The 16,132-nt window shown below is 40.1% G+C and carries 14 protein-coding genes and 1 riboswitch; of the genes, 9 read left to right on the forward strand and 5 right to left on the reverse strand.

Annotation, left to right across the window (positions count from 1 at the left end):
- The first annotated feature begins 60 nt into the window (after positions 1-60).
- Positions 61-576 carry a glutathione peroxidase gene (locus PAARA_RS12480; protein ID WP_062569340.1) on the forward strand — a complete coding sequence of 172 codons (516 nt, stop codon included), beginning with the start codon at positions 61-63 and terminating at the stop codon, positions 574-576.
- A complete protein-coding gene (locus PAARA_RS12485) occupies positions 542-1,525 on the forward strand; it encodes a 2-hydroxyacid dehydrogenase (RefSeq protein WP_062569341.1) in 984 nt (327 codons plus the stop codon). The genes PAARA_RS12480 and PAARA_RS12485 overlap by 35 nt, the downstream gene beginning before the upstream one ends.
- A 79-nt stretch (positions 1,526-1,604) precedes the next feature.
- Here PAARA_RS12485 and PAARA_RS12490 read toward each other — a convergent pair whose 3' ends face one another.
- Positions 1,605-2,930, reverse strand: a complete 1,326-nt coding sequence (locus PAARA_RS12490; protein ID WP_062569342.1) for a sodium-dependent transporter — start codon at positions 2,928-2,930, stop codon at positions 1,605-1,607.
- Between the two features lie 148 nt (positions 2,931-3,078).
- Here PAARA_RS12490 and PAARA_RS12495 point away from each other — a divergent pair, with 148 nt between their 5' ends.
- On the forward strand, positions 3,079-3,819 hold the full coding sequence (locus PAARA_RS12495; protein WP_062569343.1) for a 4'-phosphopantetheinyl transferase family protein: 741 nt from the start codon (positions 3,079-3,081) through the stop codon (positions 3,817-3,819).
- Here the strand turns inward: PAARA_RS12495 and lysC are convergent.
- Both lysC and nhaD read right to left on the reverse strand, forming a co-directional pair.
- The gene (gene lysC / locus PAARA_RS12500) at positions 3,796-5,175 is read right to left on the reverse strand and encodes a lysine-sensitive aspartokinase 3 (protein ID WP_062569344.1); all 1,380 of its coding nucleotides are present in this window, start codon (positions 5,173-5,175) and stop codon (positions 3,796-3,798) included. The two genes, PAARA_RS12495 and lysC, sit on opposite strands and share 24 nt — an antisense overlap.
- 81 nt (positions 5,176-5,256) lie before the next feature.
- A riboswitch (Lysine riboswitch) is annotated at positions 5,257-5,429 on the reverse strand.
- 85 nt (positions 5,430-5,514) lie between these two features.
- Complete coding sequence (gene nhaD / locus PAARA_RS12505; protein WP_062569345.1) at positions 5,515-6,762, reverse strand: sodium:proton antiporter NhaD; 1,248 nt, start codon at positions 6,760-6,762, stop codon at positions 5,515-5,517.
- A gap of 148 nt (positions 6,763-6,910) precedes the next feature.
- Here nhaD and PAARA_RS12510 point away from each other — a divergent pair, with 148 nt between their 5' ends.
- The 6 genes from PAARA_RS12510 to PAARA_RS12540 all read left to right on the forward strand — a co-directional run bounded on the left by PAARA_RS12510 (position 6,911) and on the right by PAARA_RS12540 (position 15,005).
- Complete coding sequence (locus tag PAARA_RS12510; RefSeq protein WP_062569346.1) at positions 6,911-8,185, forward strand: hypothetical protein; 1,275 nt, start codon at positions 6,911-6,913, stop codon at positions 8,183-8,185.
- A 2-nt stretch (positions 8,186-8,187) separates the two neighbouring features.
- On the forward strand, positions 8,188-8,733 hold the full coding sequence (locus PAARA_RS12515) for a condensin complex protein MksE (RefSeq protein WP_062569347.1): 546 nt from the start codon (positions 8,188-8,190) through the stop codon (positions 8,731-8,733).
- Positions 8,733-11,519 carry an AAA family ATPase gene (locus PAARA_RS12520; protein ID WP_062569348.1) on the forward strand — a complete coding sequence of 929 codons (2,787 nt, stop codon included), beginning with the start codon at positions 8,733-8,735 and terminating at the stop codon, positions 11,517-11,519. The genes PAARA_RS12515 and PAARA_RS12520 overlap by 1 nt, the downstream gene beginning before the upstream one ends.
- 147 nt (positions 11,520-11,666) lie before the next feature.
- Complete coding sequence (locus PAARA_RS12525) at positions 11,667-12,215, forward strand: DUF4136 domain-containing protein (RefSeq protein ID WP_062569349.1); 549 nt, start codon at positions 11,667-11,669, stop codon at positions 12,213-12,215.
- 68 nt (positions 12,216-12,283) lie between these two features.
- Positions 12,284-12,649, forward strand: coding sequence for a hypothetical protein (locus PAARA_RS12530; protein WP_245219951.1), 366 nt, complete (start codon positions 12,284-12,286; stop codon positions 12,647-12,649).
- A gap of 517 nt (positions 12,650-13,166) precedes the next feature.
- Entirely contained in the window at positions 13,167-15,005 is a 1,839-nt protein-coding gene (locus PAARA_RS12540) for a TonB-dependent receptor plug domain-containing protein (RefSeq protein WP_062569352.1), read from the forward strand.
- A gap of 41 nt (positions 15,006-15,046) precedes the next feature.
- On the opposite strand, the gene PAARA_RS12545 is transcribed toward PAARA_RS12540, so the two are convergent.
- Entirely contained in the window at positions 15,047-15,742 is a 696-nt protein-coding gene (locus PAARA_RS12545) for a CPBP family intramembrane glutamic endopeptidase (RefSeq protein WP_062569353.1), read from the reverse strand.
- Positions 15,743-15,830: 88 nt separating this feature from the next.
- Positions 15,831-16,079 (reverse strand): YkgJ family cysteine cluster protein, encoded by a 249-nt coding sequence (locus tag PAARA_RS12550; RefSeq protein ID WP_062569415.1) that lies wholly within the window; start codon positions 16,077-16,079, stop codon positions 15,831-15,833.
- Between the last annotated feature and the right edge of the window lie 53 nt (positions 16,080-16,132).

A 16,132-nucleotide genomic window follows, 5' to 3' on the forward strand; every position in this document is an offset into this window, starting at 1 on the left:
TAACTAAAAAGCGAATGAAAAAAAGTTCATTTAAATCGTTTAAAAACACACAGGTAAAACATGGATAGTATATATCGTTTCAATGCCCAGCTTACATCCGGTGAAAATTTCAGCCTTGAATCGTTAAAAGGAAGAACAGCACTTATCGTAAATACCGCCAGTAAATGTAACTTTTCAATGCAAATGGCCAGCCTTGAAAAACTCTATAATGAGTATCAAGGGCGCGGATTTACAGTGCTTGCTTTCGCCTGTAATCAGTTTGGTCATAACGAGCCGTTAGATGGGCAGGAGCTACAGACTTTTTACCAACAGCATTTTGATGTTAGCTTTCCTATTTTTAATAAAGTATTAGTCAATGGGCCTGAGGCGCATCCGTTATTTAATTATTTAAAATGCCATACCCGCGGAATTGCGCAAAACCGCGCAATTAAATGGAATTTCACCAAATTTCTTATAAACTCAGAGGGTCAACTTGTTGCGCGATATGCCCCGCGCACTAAACCTGAAGCCCTCAAAATGGTGATAGAGAGTAATTTAAATGATGAAACTGGCCTTATTCAGTGCGCAAAAGTATGAACAACCGTTTTTTGAAAGGAATCTAACTGAATACGCTGATTCGGTTTCGCTCAGTTATTTTGAGCAATCTCTCAACAGTACCACAACACCTTTATGCCATGGTTTTGATGCAGTGTGCGTATTTGTAAACGACACTGTCGATAAAGATGTCATAGCCAATATGGCCACTTTAGGTATTAAAGCCATATTATTACGTTGTGCGGGTTTTAATAATGTTGATTTAGCAGCCGCAAAAGAGCACAACATCAAGGTTTGTCGTGTCCCAGCTTATAGCCCTGAGGCCGTTGCTGAGCATTGTGTAGCACTTATGCTAACACTCAACCGAAAAACTCATAAAGCCTTTAACCGAGTACGCGAAGGAAATTTTGACTTAAATGGCCTGTTGGGTTTTAACCTGTTTCAAAAAACCATTGGTATTATAGGTTGCGGTAAAATCGGCTTAGCATTAGTGAATATATTAAATGGTTTCGGTGCAAAAGTGTTGGTGTGCGATCCTGTCGCTAAAAAAGGCGATTACACACTTTGCGACTTAGATACACTGCTCACGCAAAGTGATGTAATTTCTTTGCATTGCCCACTAAACGAACATACTCATCACTTAATTGATGCCAAAGCATTTGAAAAAATGAAAGACGGTGTCATGCTGATTAACACCTCTCGTGGTGCACTGCTCGATACACAAGCATGTATTCAAGCACTTAAGTCCAAAAAACTCGGTCACCTAGGACTTGATGTTTATGAGCAAGAGTCAGAGCTTTTCTTTAAAGATCATCGCGAAGAAATCATGCAGGATGACATTTTTTCTCGCTTGGTTAGTTTTCCAAACGTGCTTGTTACTGGGCACCAAGGTTTTTTCACTCAAGAAGCGCTTAGCGAAATTGCTTGCACTACACTACAAAGCGCCAACGAACTTAGCCAAGGTTTACCATTAACTAACGAAGTTATATAAGGCAAAAGCACCTTAAATTAAAAAAGGCGTGAGATTTAAACCCCACGCCTTTTTACTTATTAACTTGCAACTCGATACTTTATTGCAACAACGCCACGTTCACAAATACCGCCGTCATCAATAACGGGCACACAAAGCGAATGTACTGAGCAAACCAATAATGTGGGCCACTCGATACTTGATGCAATTTATTTCCACGCTGCCATAACCAGCCAACGGTAATAAAATAAAATAGTCCCATCAAGGGTAATTGGTACTGCGTTAGTACCATAATCACTAAGCCAAATAACCAATCAAAGTTAAGGATGATCAGCGATGAAGCAATAAACACCACTAAGGTAACAAATAAGGTTGCTTGTTTACGCTCAATACTATGGTTTTCAACTAAAAATGCGACTGGAATTTCGGTTGATGAAATGGTTGAAGTCACCGATGCAATCGACATCAACACAAAAAATAATAAACCAACCACTAAGCCTACTTGTCCCATGGTGCTAAATAGCTCAGGTAAAATAGCAAAAATCAACTGTCCTTCGCCTACCAACTTACCACCGCTAAACACTTCTACGCCGTTATGCTGGGCAACAAAAATAGCCGGAATAATCAATAAACCCGCTAAAAATGCCACACCCGTATCAAGTAATGCAACGGTGCCTGTTAGTTTTGGTAAGTTCGCATCAGGCTTTAAATATGAGCCGTATACCATCATACAGCCGACGCCTAGCGACAATGAAAAGAACGCTTGCCCCATTGCAGCAATAATTAGGTTCGCATCAAGAATTTGGCTAAAGTCAGGCACTAAATAAGCAGCAAAACCATCCATTGCACCGTCAAGAGTGCCTATGTAGCCAATTAACGCCACTAATAACACTAGCAATAATGGCATTAAGCGGCGTGACCAAGTTTCGATACCTGATTTAACCCCTTTTAAAATAATGCTTGCGGTTAGAATAAGCATCAATGGCGTAAACACAAAGTTGCGTGCCATTGAATCACTGTGTAAAAAGTGACTTAACTCAGTCAGACCAAAAAAGTTGGCAATTGGCTCGAGTGCGTACGCGAGCATCCAACCAGCAACGATTGAATAAAAGCTCAGCATCACAACAGCGCCAAACAAGCCTATATAACCAGCTGCAGCTCCCACTTTGGGTGCGGTGTCTTGCCATGCACTTGATAGCGCTTTAACTGGGTTTGCCTGCGCTTGGTGGCCTAAATACAGCTCAGTATACAAAGCTGGAAGTGCTAATAAGAAAATAACGATAAAATAAACAAGTAAAAATGCACCGCCGCCATGGTTTGCCGCCTGCGTTGGGAACCCCCAAATATTACCTAAACCTACTGCCGCACCAGAAGCGGCAAGTACAAAACCAATACGACTTTGGAAGCCATCACGAACTTGTGCCATACATCTACATTTCTGTTATTATTTTTCCTCATTAAACCATAATTACAGTCAACTGCGTAAACAATTTGCGTTTGTTCGTGCCCATACAAGAGCATTTGCTGTAAAAATAAACAAATCTAATTGTAGGGTTTCGTAAAAGCCACAAACCATGAGCAGTCACTATTTTTCTAACACCTTAAAAATTGATTCAGGGCTAAGTTCAACTGATAAACAAGTTGTACTTATGGATGCTTCACGTATCAATATCAGCTCCCTGCCCATTGAAAGGTTACTCAGTGAATTCGAGCTTAGTGTACTTACAAAGCGCAAAATGCCAGCCGCTAAGCAAGAGTATATTGCCACGCGCTTAGTGCTTAAGTATTTATTAAAACGCAGCAATCCTTTACTTAAAAACACACCACTTTGCGCAATTTCGAGCCAATTTGATGACGTAGACAACAAATTGAAGCTTCACTCGCCTTTAAGTGAACCAATTTGGGCTTGCTTATCACATTCCCGTGGTTTTATTGGTGCAGCGCTTAACCCCGAGCAAGATCAATTTGGTTTTGATATCGAACACTGTTCGAAAACACGCCCTTTTGTGAAGCTCGCCAAACATTTTTACGATCGCAATGAAGTTAATTTAATAAGTGGCTTTAGCGATATAAATGAGCAAGCTGGATGTTTTTTTAGAATTTGGACACTAAAAGAAGCGCTTGCCAAAGCAACATCGCAACCTATCGCTAAACTTTTGAGCCCGAATGTGTTTACTGAAATCGAAAAACATAACCTCACGGCCTCAAGTAACACACTGAATGATTTTGACATAAGCGTGGTGGCACAAAAAAGCACTGACTGGCAGTGCTCTTTTATTAACTTTAACGACCTATGCCGCGACTTGGCTTTCTAATAATCGACTATGAATAGCTTGAACAACAAGGTCAGACTCGCTCTGCTCCACCAAAAAGCACAGGTTATGTTTACTTGCACCATGACAAATTAAACGAATATTAAAATCACTCAATACTTGCATTAAGTTGGTCTCTTGTTGTCGCAGTTGAATCTCAGAGCCAATTAGAGCCACCAGCGTTAAGTTATTCTCAACCGACACATGACAAAACTCAGAAAGCTTATCTAAACAAGCTTGATCCAGCTCAGGACGTGATGCATTCGGTGCGTTATCTAACGTGATTGCAACACTGATCTCTGAGGTAGTAACCAAATCAACCGAAATATTAAATTCACTTAAGATAGTAAATACACGCGCTAAGAAACCACTCGCAAGAAGCATTTCTGGGCTTTTAACCGTTAAAAGAATTTGGTTTTTACGCTGCGTGACTGCTCGGATACCTGGCTGCTCTGACTTTTCTTTTTCAATCCATGTGCCGCCTAATTGTGGCTCACGGCTTGAACCTACAAACACACTAATATGGCTGCGGCTTGCCGGTAAAATAGTAGCTGGATGCAGCACTTTTGCCCCAAAGGTAGCCATTTCAGCGGCTTCATCAAAGCTAAGCCTTGCAATAGGTGTAGCTTTTACACATAAACGCGGATCAGTACTGAAAATACCCACCACATCCGTCCAAATATGCACACTCTTTGCGTTGATTGCTTCAGCCAGTAATGCCGCACTGTAATCTGAGCCGCCACGGCCTAAAGTAGTTGTTTGGTTATATTCATCACTGCCAATAAACCCTTGTGTTACTACAACTTGCTCAGCTAACAATGGCACTAAATGTTTTTTTGCAGCAGCAGCTGTTGCAGCAATGTTTGGAGTGGCTTTAGCGAATTGGCTATCTGTTTTTAATACTTTACGCACATCAAATCGCACCGCATCTAAACCCTGGCCACGCAACACTTGCGTAAATAAATACGATGATAAGCGCTCACCAAAACTTAGCAGCTCGTCTTGCTCTGCCGCTGATTTAATCCCTTCAGTAGCAAGTACCTGAAATGCTCTTAAAGTCTCATTAAAGCCATGAGCTAAATCGGCATCAAGCGATAGCTCAGCTAAAATATTCTCTTGAATAGCAATAACACCCGTGATGTGTTCATCGCGCTCAGCCGCGCTCAAATCACGTTTACACAATGCAACTAAATGGTTAGTAACGCCCGCACTGGCACTAACAGCAACAATACGTACTTGATTATCCGCGCATACAATTTCTGCACAGCGGCTCATAGCATCAAAATTAGCTACACTGGTGCCACCAAATTTTGCAACAACGTAATCTGATTTTGTGTTGGCGGCTAATTGGGTATTCATGTCGTCTCCTTTTGTGGAAAACTATCCACAGAAATTCAAGAAGAACTCGGCAAGGGGGTGCTTTGAAAATAAAGAGTAGTCCATGCCAGAAGCTCTCCACCTAGTTTGGTGACAGTTTTGAGGATTCAGCCCCATAAACCGAAAAATAACCGTGACGTCCAGCTATTTTTCTCGGCGAGTACTTCCCTCATTAATGGTCATTGGCGTTCGTCACCTCACATTAACTACCTAAGTATCGCACCTCTTCTGAATGTTAAGTTAACACTTGGTTAAAATAACAAAGCCTGCTGTTAAAAGCAGGCTTTGAAAGTTATCGTTTAGACGTCTAGCTGTCAAGTGTTAAATAAAACTTCCCGCTAGGTGTGAGCCATAATAACCCGCTGTATAGGCTATTAATAAATACAGCGACATTTTTAAATAACTCATAAACGTTAATGCTTTGACTTTACTCATCGCAATAATACCCGCGGCAGACCCAATAATAAGCATTGAACCACCAACCCCTGTTGCATAAGTAAATGACAGCCATTGCTGAGGGCTCATAACAATGTCGGCTTTGAGTAATGCAGCTGTTAGTGGCACGTTATCAACCGCAGCCGACAACAAGCCCATTAAGTAATTCGCATACTCAGGAGCCATAAGCTCATATAAATGTGTAAATTGAGATAACACACCCACTTCTTTCAGTGCACCAACTAACAGTAATACCCCAACGAAGAACAACAGTGTGTCGTATTCAATCTCACGAATATAGTCGATGATTTTTTTGTTTACGTCTTTTTTGCGCATCAAAAATTGCGCAACCAAAAACATTAATGATAAACCAAATAAAAAGGTTAATAACGGTGGCACACTATAAAGAACGCTCAAAGTTAAGGTGGCAATAATGGTCGAGAAAAAGATAACCGCAATGGTAATGTCGGTTTTTTCAATACGACGAGCCATTTGCTTTTCAAATACCACATTACCTGACATTCCTGCTGATAACATCACAGCCAGTAATGCGACGCTTGCAAGCGAAGGCACAATAAGTAATAACAAGTTACCAATAGTGACTTTTTCATCGAGGAATATCATTAAGGTCGTTACATCACCTGTAATAAGCGATACCCCACCCGAGTTCACACTAAATACAATTAAGGTGGCATATTTTATTAATTTTTTAGGGTCTAATTTCAGTGACATCACCACCGCAAGCGAGATTAAAGTCGCGGTTATGTTGTCTGAAATCGATGAAAATAAAAACGCAAAACCACCAATCAAAAACATCAGCTTCCGTTCACTGATTTGATTTGGCATAATTTTATGCACAATATTTTGAATAAACCCTTTCGAGTTTAAATAAGCGACAAAGGTCATTGCAGCCATAAGAAATAACCACAACGTCGCTATTTCTAAAATATTATGATCAAGTTGATGTTGGATAGTTTCTGGGGTTTGCCCATGAATTGGAGAGATAAACAAGATAATCCAGCATAAAGTGCCAAAAAAAAGCGTCGTTTTGGCCTTGTTTACATGGATAATATCCTCTATAACGATAAGCAAAAATGCCACCGCTATCAGGGTTAGGATAAGTGGGGTTACCATGGTGTTTGAACAACCTTTATAATAATGTAAAAATTGTAATTCGAGTGTTTCGGCGCGGATTCTAGCAGTATCTAAGTCATAAAACTATTCTCAATTAGATAAATTACTACTAAACGCTAACACCAAAATTTTGATTTACTGGAGCCATATGATCCCAGCTAAAAAGTTATTAAATACCCTTACAGAGCATTGGGGGGTGTTAGAACTATTATTTAAACGTTTTAAGATGGCTGATTTCAGCTTAAAAGACGTACAAAATGCGATAAAACAAAAACAGCCAAGCTGGTCAAATGAACGTATTTATAAAGAAACAAATCGTTTATTAAATCAAGATATCATTATTCCTCTTGCGAAGTCGTCACAATTAGAAATCAACCGTGCTATCGCTGATTTTGCGACCTTTTTATTGCAAGAAGAACATTTGGGTCTTGCCCAAGAAATCAGCGTATTAGTTGATGACTTAGCGCGCCTAGGCAACCGCCTTGCCAAAGCGGGTGAAATAGAAGATTACGACGAGCTTCGCCGTTTCAGCCGGATTATGGATGATCGGGTACGCAAAATAATGAAGTTGTTTGCCCATAATGAAAATGCGATTTTAAACATTGTTGAGCAAGCGAAAGCTGACAACGCCGTGCAATCTTTGCAAAAACGCTATCAAGCAGTAATCGAAGCGTTTGATGAATACATTGAACCTATGCTTGAAATGGTTGATATTCGTGGTGACTTCCACGCGTGCTTTAACACCATCGAAGCGCAAATTAGCGCGCAAATCGAGCAAATTGACCGTCTTGGTAAGTCATATCAAGACAAACGGATGCTTGAGCAATTACGTACCCGTATTCTAGAAATGCATTTAGTTGGCCGTGAAAGTTTACGCAAAAGCGCCGATATGTTGATGCCACTGCGTGAAGAGTTACGACGCAACAACCTAATTACTCGCCAAGCGGCCAAAGTGCTTGGTTTAGTGCGTAAAAATGGCGTCGATAACATGTTAAGTGCAGTACAGCCTAACTTTGTCTCAGACGCACAGCGTTTTTCACTTGGGCAACAACGTCATATCGTGGCCTATATGGCAGGCTTAGTTGACTTTGAACACGATGAATATCAGCTTCCTGAACATGATGACGTGCCTGCCTATCAAAGCCCGCATATCCCTGATTACAACGACGTTAAAACACAATTTAAAAAACGCTTCAAAAAAGCCAGCAAAAAAGCTCAGCCGCTGCTTAATTTCTTAGATGAAAGCTACCCAGATTTAGAAGCAGACGAAATGCTGTTCTTGTATCAAAAATTAATTAGCGATGGCGACCTTGAAATCAGCCAAAGCCAAGAGAAAGTAAAAATAAAAATTGCCCAGCAACACTTCTCTCTTTACCCATTTAACTCATCGATTGCTGACGATAAAAAAGCAACAGAGCAATAACCATGACAGATATTAATTTAGATGATTTAACACATCTGCAAGCTATTAATAAAAAGCTCACATCAGGCTACCACATTAGCGAACAAGACACGCTGATGTGGCAAGAGCTTGATCAACACATTGACGCTTACCGTGCGTTATTTAATGCCCTTGGCCATGACCTACAACATGATAGCCGTGGCTTTTACTATTTTGGCAGCGACGAAAGCACCCCAAACATGGGGAAAATTTCGCGTGCCATCGCACTGACTATCTACATCTTGATTGAGCACTATGCCAATACCGGTAAAGATCCAATGCGTGCCTTGTTTGACGAGGTAAACGACCTTGAACTAATGCAAACCTTAGTGCAAATCAACAAACACTTGTTTGATCAATTAGAAATCTTCTCAGGCTCAGATTTACGTAAAGACGTGTACCTTCGCATGGTGCGTTTAGGCCTTGCTCGCGAAGTAGAAAACGGCTTTATGTTGCAAGCACCTATTTATCGTTATATCGATGCATTAATGGAAGTAAACGAAGAAACCTACCTAGGAGAGGACGAATAATGCAAAGCCAAAGCCTTTACGGACTCAGCAAACTTGCGCTTTTAAATACCGCTGGCTATGCAAAATGCGTGATCCCTCTGGATAAAAGCAGCTCAATTTGTGCACCCAATAATACTGGTAAAAGCTCGGTGATTAATGCCCTGCAATTTCCACTGATTAATGATTTACGCCTAACAGAATGGGATGGCCACGATTTAGACGAAACCCGAAAATTCTACTTTTCGTCAGATCAATCCTATATTTTACTCGAAGCCGATTTACCTAATGGCCCTGTAGTGATTGGTGTTGCTGGCCTTGGTAAAATTGCCGGTTATGCGCATCAGTTTTTTTGCTATCAAGGTAAATTAGACCTTGAGCACTACACCCAAGGCAAAACCATTGTAAAATTCACCAAGCTTTTTAATCACTTAAAAGAGCAAGGTTTCAATCCAATTGAATTAAAAGCGCAAGAGCTAAACGCCCTACTTACTGGTGGCGCAACCCCGTTTGATGGCGATATCAATTTAAAGATGATCCCACTTAATAACGTACAAGACTCAGCGATTTACAAAGAGATTTTCCGCCGTATCCTTAACTTGCATAAATTAGGTGCCAGTGATGTTAAGCGCTTTATGCTACGTGTTTTTGAACGTCATATGTCAAACTCACGGGTCGATTTTTATGAAGTGTGGCGACGTTCATTCGATAAAGTGAATCGCGCTAAACGTGAATTAAAAGCCCTTGAGTCAATGCAAGAGCCAATCGCCGCCCTTGAATCTATGCTTGAAAACCAAACGGTTTTAAAAGGCAAACTTGCAGCCTATGCGCCAAAAATTGACCAAGCACTGATTGACTTTGAAACCTATCAACAAGAGCAACTCACTGAGCTGAATATAGCCCTTGAAGATATCGAGCACGAAAAGCATGAGTTTGACCAAAAGCAGCAGCTGTATATTCAGCAATCCCGTGATATTGAGCGTAAACAAACTCAAATTGAACAGTGGTTTTTAGACTATCGAGCGCTTAAATCTGAATTTGAACTAGTTAACAAGGCCACTTTAAAAGTAAGCCTTACGCAGCTTAAGCAAGATTATGAATCGCTATCGCATTCATTGAGCAGTGCCCAAGGTCAAAGCTTGCACACGCTAGATTACCGTATTAGCGAAACACAAAAGCAAATTAAGAGCTTAAAACTACAGCTGAAGAACCTCGAGTTCAATTTATTCACCCGTATGCGTGAAGATTTATCTTTGAAAGAAGTTGAAGAGATTTCGCGTATTCTAAACCCTGATATCTTATCATTTGCCACCACCAGCAATGGTGATGTTGAGATCACAGACGAAGATGCCTTTGGTGAATTTTTAGAGCAGTTATCGGCAAATGTGAAAGGCGGTGTACTGACTCTTCCTGGCGCAAGCATTAAACTTAAAAAGCTAAGTCCTGTGCAAATGCAAACAGGTGAAAATAAAGAGCAACTAACCGCGCAACTCGCCGCCCTTGAAAACTCACTAAAAGAGTTTAAACAACAGCGCGAAGTGGCTGCTAATGTCGCCGAAAAGCAAAAAGAAAAAGATGCCTTATATGATGAACTAATGGCCTCTGAAGAAGCCTTAAAACGCTTTGAACAATTTGAAGTGATGCAGCAATCAGTCGATGCGCAAACTTTGCTAAAAGAGCAATTAAATTCAGAGCGCGAACAAGTTGACGACTACCTGCAAGACATTCAAAAGAACAGTGGCTCAATTAGCGACCGTCGTTCAATTATCAAGTCGAAAAAAGATTTGCTTGCGCGCCAAGCTGACCGCCTACGCCAAGTTAAATCTGAGCGTATCGATCACACGCTTGATTTTTACTCTGGCAAAGTGACTCCATACATGATTGAAATCAGTATTGATTTTGATAACTTAAGCGATCTCATCCATCACTTTAACAAAGACTGCCAAGAGCTACGTAACTTTGATATCAACGTACGTAACACCTACATGCATATTTACAATGCGGGTATTACTAAATTTGATAACGAAAACGATGAGTTTACTAAATACGAAAAGCTTATTAGCGCGTTTCATAACATTGATAACGAGCGTGATGCCGTTGAGCGTCAAGGTCGTGTTGCGTTAACCGAAGTCGCCGCCACCATTAAAGGCTTGCGCGAAGACTTAGACCGCCTACGCCGCGAAATGAATAGCTTTAATAAAGGGATTAGCCAACACCGAATCTCTAACCTTCAAGCATTCAAAATTAATGTTATTCCGCGCAAGATGCTGGTTGATAGCATTGATACCATTATCAGTACCTCAAATCAGTTTGAGCAAGGCGATACCCTCGATTTATTAAGCCAAGAGCCTTATAGCGAATCTGCGGTAAACGAAGCAAAAGATCATTTAATTAAGCTTGCTTCAGAAAAAGCCGGTTTAACACTGACCGACTTATTCGATATTCGTTTTGAAGTGGTGAATCGTGCGGGTGACACTGAGCACTTCGAAAAAATCGATTCAGCAGGTTCTAACGGTACACGTATCACTATTAAACTATTATGCGGCATGCTATTCATTCGCTATCTATTAAGTGATCAAGAACAAAACCTGTATCGTATTCCTATTTATATTGATGAAGCGGCAGATATCGACCCACAAAACCAAAAAGCAATTATCGAAACGGCTCTGAGCTTTGGTTTTGTGCCGATTTTTGCTTCTGTTAAACCACAAGTAAGTTGCGACTACATTGTACCTATTCGTACAGTAAAAGATGGCGCGCAAAACTGGGTAGACGAAAAAGACTGGATCGAAGTAGAACACAGTACTTAATACAACATGTCATGGATGACAGCATTTACAATCAATTACAGTACTTTTTTTGAAATGTGCCATAGTAAATAAATAATCATTCAGTTGAATTATTTTTGTGTTATGTTATCAAATAAGTAGTGGAAATTTTGCCAAGGAGCAAACAGTATGAAAAACTTATTAATCGCCACGGCTGTATTACTTTTAGCGGCTTGCGCCAAAACCCCTGATTGGGATTACGACAAATCAGCAGACTTTAGCAACTATCAAACTTTCTCTTGGGTTCCTAACGCGAGCCTAACTAAGAATGTTGCAAACTACCAAATTAGCCCGTTAATGGAAAAACGTGTACGTGAAGCCGTTAATGCTGAGCTTGAAAAAAGCGGTATGAAACTTGTTGATATGGCACAAGCAGATGTACTTATTAACTACCATGCATCGGTTGATAAAAAAATCGACGTTGATACCTTTAATGTCGGTTACGGCGCACGCTGGAACTATTGGGGCATGGGTTACAACACGCAAACAACTACTCGCGAGTATGAAGTAGGCACACTGATTTTAGACGTGGTAGACCGCGCTTCTAACCAACTAGTTTGGCGTGGTGCAAAAGAAGGTCGTTTGCAAAAGAACCAAACACCTGAAAAACGCACTGAGATAATTAAAGAGACAGTTGCTAATATTCTAAGTAACTTCCCACCTAAACCGCAGCAGTAAAGTGTTAACACATCGTTTAAAAGCTCACGAATTGTGAGCTTTTTTGTTTGTGATGATTAAAGTTTGCTATGATGCTGAAAGTAACTCTAAATGGAATTAGAGGTCTTAGAGAAAAAGACCCAAAAAGGAATAAAATGAAATTAACTTGCCCAAACTGTAAAACTAAAATAGCGACTAAAGATATAAAAAAGGTTAACAAAAACAGCCTCTTTATTGAAAATCAATGTCCCTCTTGTCACGCATGGTTTTGCTTAAATAAAACACAGACGATTTTAAAAATCGTTGGTATATCTCTATTGTTAATAACGAGCTTACTTAATATTTTTAATATTAAAACTGAATATAGCCTAGCTTTTTCAGTCATTGGTTTTATAGGCATTTTTATTGCGCTCATCATCACTTTTTTTGGCAAATATGATGCGGTTAAAAAATAAAAGAAAGTTAAAAGTAAAGTATGCTGATATCAGTGATACTAGAGTACTACTGAATCAAATCGCCTTTACATTATTTTTATGGGTCACGGGAGTTACCTTAATAACTCTTGCTATAAGATTCATCTATGAAGGTTATATTTTGACTCCTACAGATTACCGAACCGACTCTGACATTTATTTTTTCTCGACGAACCCCTTATCATATGTCTTTAATCTCCTTTTTTACTTAGGGGGTGGCGCTTATTGTTTAGCAGCGCCCTATCTTTTTAGAAAACACTTTCCCCGCAAGAAAGACCAAAAATCAAATCACAGAAATACAAAGTAAGTTTACTAAAACTAAACGCCATTTTAGTTGATCGCGCCCTGAAGTGACCCCCAGCATGGCTTTTTATTACCTATTGAAATCTGGTTGGAGTGGTATAACTGAGTGATTCAGATACAATAGCCGCAATTTTGCAGTGAGCGCCTATAGTGTTCACTGCCCTAGGTAAATCAAATACATTCAAGAGAGTTTTAGATGGTACGCGCAGTACAGCTTACACTTCCCGCTTTATTCGTCACTTGCTCAGTGCTAGCAGAAGACGCAAACAATATTGAACAAATCACCGTTGAAGTCTCAGCAACCGCAAATAAGGAACCTGTCGGCACTTTTGATGCGCCTATCTCAAATTTAGAATATGACCCCCGTGTAGATTTGCAATCGCGCAACATGGCTGAAGCACAAGCTGATGTAACCATTCGTGGTGGTATTTTCGAAAATACCGGCTTTCGTGTTGGCAGTAGTACCTTATTCGACCCACAATCGGGTCACTACTTCGCTGAAATTCCTGTTGCGCCACAAATGCTTACCGGCCCTGCCATTTTAACAGGTGCTGATAACGCACTGTATGGCATGAACAGCTCTGTTGGTACAGTTTCATTTGGCTGGCGCCCTATTACAAGCACTGGGAGTGTTTCACTTGGCACTGGCACAAATGACTTTAACTTATTAAGCATTCATGCTGCCCACAGCCAAAAGCTTGAAACTATGCCGGATTGGCGGTTAGGGTTTGAAGGTGAGTATTCAAACTCACAAAGTGATGGCTCAATTGATAATGGCGATCACGACTTTGAGCGTGCCTCAGCGCGCATTCAACTTGCCAGTGACTCATCACAAACTGATTTAATGTTCGGACGCCAAGAGAAATTTTTTGGTTGGCCGAACCTTTACACGCCATTTAATTTTAACGAAACCGAAGATCTTGAAACCAAGCTATTGGTGCTAAACCATAAACAAATGTATGGTGAGAACAATAGTTTTGAAGTAACAGGTTATTATCGTAAACATAACGACCATTACATATTGTCTCGTGAAAACCCAGCTATATTTGAAGCATTTCATGAAACCACGGTTAAATCATTGGCACTTTCTGGGCTTCACCGCTTAAATAATCACTATGCAATTAATTATGCTGGGCAATTTATTGCTGATTCAATTGAATCAACATCTCTTGAAAACAACTTTACCTCACGCAATTACACGAAACTAAGTATCTTGCCTGAGTACAAGACTGCCCTTGCATCTAACAAAGAACTTACTGTTCGTGTTGGTGCTGCATTTGATGATACTAACCGTGATAGCTCAGATACCTCTTTTATTGCCGATGCCAGCCTTAAAGTGGTTAATCAAAATGGCAGTGAACATACTTGGTACGCATCATACGCCGAAGCAACACAAGTACCTGGTTACACCGCAATTGGTGGCAGTGAAACGGGCGGATTATTTAGAAGTAACTACAATCTTGAGCGCGAAACGACCGATAACCTTGAGCTAGGTTTATTGATTGAACAGTCATCTTGGCGTTTAGATTCAGCTATCTTCTATCGTAAAGATAAAAACCTTACCGATTGGACATATCGCTTTGATGCAACCTCAGCCCGTTTTGCAAACCCAGTTGATATAGACACCTTAGGCGTTGAGTTTTTGGCGAATAAATCGTTTGAAAACACAGAGCTAATTGCCAGCTACACCTATTTAGAAAAGTCCGAAGACTATGGCACGGCTGATATTGATGCCAGCTTTTATGCACTTAACTACCCTGACCACCGTGTAACACTTGGCGCTATATGGCAGCCTATGGATGTACTTGAGCTGCGTATCGATAACGAATGGCGTAAGCAACATAGTAACCGCTTACGTAACTCTGACGATGAAGCCTTCTTTACTCAATTAACGCTAAAGTTTACTCCTGCTCAGTTTGAAAATGTATTTGTTACTTTTGCTGCTGACAACATTTGGGATGAATCTTTTGAAGAAGTCCCAGGTACCCCAGGGCGCGGCGAGCAATATACTCTTAGTGCTACCTATACTTGGTAATCAAAAACAACAATGCCAGTCAATTTGATTGGCATTGTTGTTTAATCAGCATTCCTTGGCAACTCTCTCCTTGCAAAGTAAGCAACTAGCCCTGAATACACATCCATCAATATATGAATCAAAATAACGAAGAAAATACTTTCAAAATAAAGATATAAACCACAAAGCACTAAACCTATTAATGCAGTTTTAATTACATGCTTCCAGCCTAGGTAAAAATGCCATAATCCAAAAACCATGCTGCTGCCAATAACTGCTATAACCCAATTGCTGTGTAATTCAATAACGCTTAGTAAATACCAACGGAAAATAAGTTCTTCACATACGCCCGCTGTCACTGAAACAATAAAGGTGAACATAAAAAGCTCTGAACGAGACTCCGGCATTAAATCATTAAGAGAGTCGCCGCTATGCTCTAAAGAAGTTGCAATGTCGTTCCTTATCTTTTCACTTTGCACAATTGTGTACATCACATAAATCATATAGATAATAAATAAAAGAATAAGAGTGCCAGCAAATACAGTCTTCCATAGAGTGTTCGGCAAGATAAATGGATGGGTTACTGATAGTTCACCTTGATAATAAAAGAAAATTACCAACCCTGTCAGGCACCACAGTACTGCTGATGTTTTACAATATTCAAACTTTTTATTATTCGATTTATATTTTTCTAATACTAAATCTATAACGGGGAATATAAGAAAGATAACTAATAGTATAATTTCTAACGCTGGCATCTAGAGGTTCTTTCATGCAAATAGAATTGTTATCTATTAAAGCACAACTTTTTAATTAGACAGCGATTTTATAAAATTTTAAGCAAAACTAAGTCATCTGCTCAAGTTCAGTAATTAAATACAATGCTTGTTCGTTAGTCGTGCCACACACATCAATGGTGGCAGAAAAGTCACTACATACCTTTGGCCTTGAGGCATCACCAAATAATTTACATAGGTTGTTATCATCAAGCTGAATACAGCGCTCTCCCGCTTCTTTCCCGTTAGGCATTCCTGGGATCGGTGAGCTAATACTGGGTGCAACACAACAGGCGCCACAGCCTAATCTACACGTCATTTTATCTGTCATTGAGTACCCCTTATAGAACCTTTGTAGCGTCTTTGTAATAT

The sequence above is a fragment of the Pseudoalteromonas arabiensis genome (assembly GCF_001550155.1).
GTDB lineage: Bacteria > Pseudomonadota > Gammaproteobacteria > Enterobacterales > Alteromonadaceae > Pseudoalteromonas > Pseudoalteromonas arabiensis.

Coding starts and splice junctions, on each gene's coding strand:
- PAARA_RS12540 (WP_062569352.1), top strand. CDS start 13,167: ATGGTACGCGCAGTACAGCTTACACTTCCCGCTTTATTCGTCACTTGC.
- PAARA_RS12550 (WP_062569415.1), bottom strand. CDS start 16,079: ATGACGTGTAGATTAGGCTGTGGCGCCTGTTGTGTTGCACCCAGTATT.
- PAARA_RS12525 (WP_062569349.1), top strand. CDS start 11,667: ATGAAAAACTTATTAATCGCCACGGCTGTATTACTTTTAGCGGCTTGC.
- nhaD (WP_062569345.1), bottom strand. CDS start 6,762: ATGGTAACCCCACTTATCCTAACCCTGATAGCGGTGGCATTTTTGCTT.
- PAARA_RS12490 (WP_062569342.1), bottom strand. CDS start 2,930: ATGGCACAAGTTCGTGATGGCTTCCAAAGTCGTATTGGTTTTGTACTT.
- PAARA_RS12545 (WP_062569353.1), bottom strand. CDS start 15,742: ATGCCAGCGTTAGAAATTATACTATTAGTTATCTTTCTTATATTCCCC.
- PAARA_RS12520 (WP_062569348.1), top strand. CDS start 8,733: ATGCAAAGCCAAAGCCTTTACGGACTCAGCAAACTTGCGCTTTTAAAT.
- PAARA_RS12485 (WP_062569341.1), top strand. CDS start 542: ATGAAACTGGCCTTATTCAGTGCGCAAAAGTATGAACAACCGTTTTTT.
- PAARA_RS12515 (WP_062569347.1), top strand. CDS start 8,188: ATGACAGATATTAATTTAGATGATTTAACACATCTGCAAGCTATTAAT.
- PAARA_RS12480 (WP_062569340.1), top strand. CDS start 61: ATGGATAGTATATATCGTTTCAATGCCCAGCTTACATCCGGTGAAAAT.
- PAARA_RS12495 (WP_062569343.1), top strand. CDS start 3,079: ATGAGCAGTCACTATTTTTCTAACACCTTAAAAATTGATTCAGGGCTA.
- PAARA_RS12510 (WP_062569346.1), top strand. CDS start 6,911: ATGATCCCAGCTAAAAAGTTATTAAATACCCTTACAGAGCATTGGGGG.
- lysC (WP_062569344.1), bottom strand. CDS start 5,175: ATGAATACCCAATTAGCCGCCAACACAAAATCAGATTACGTTGTTGCA.
- PAARA_RS12530 (WP_245219951.1), top strand. CDS start 12,284: ATGATGCTGAAAGTAACTCTAAATGGAATTAGAGGTCTTAGAGAAAAA.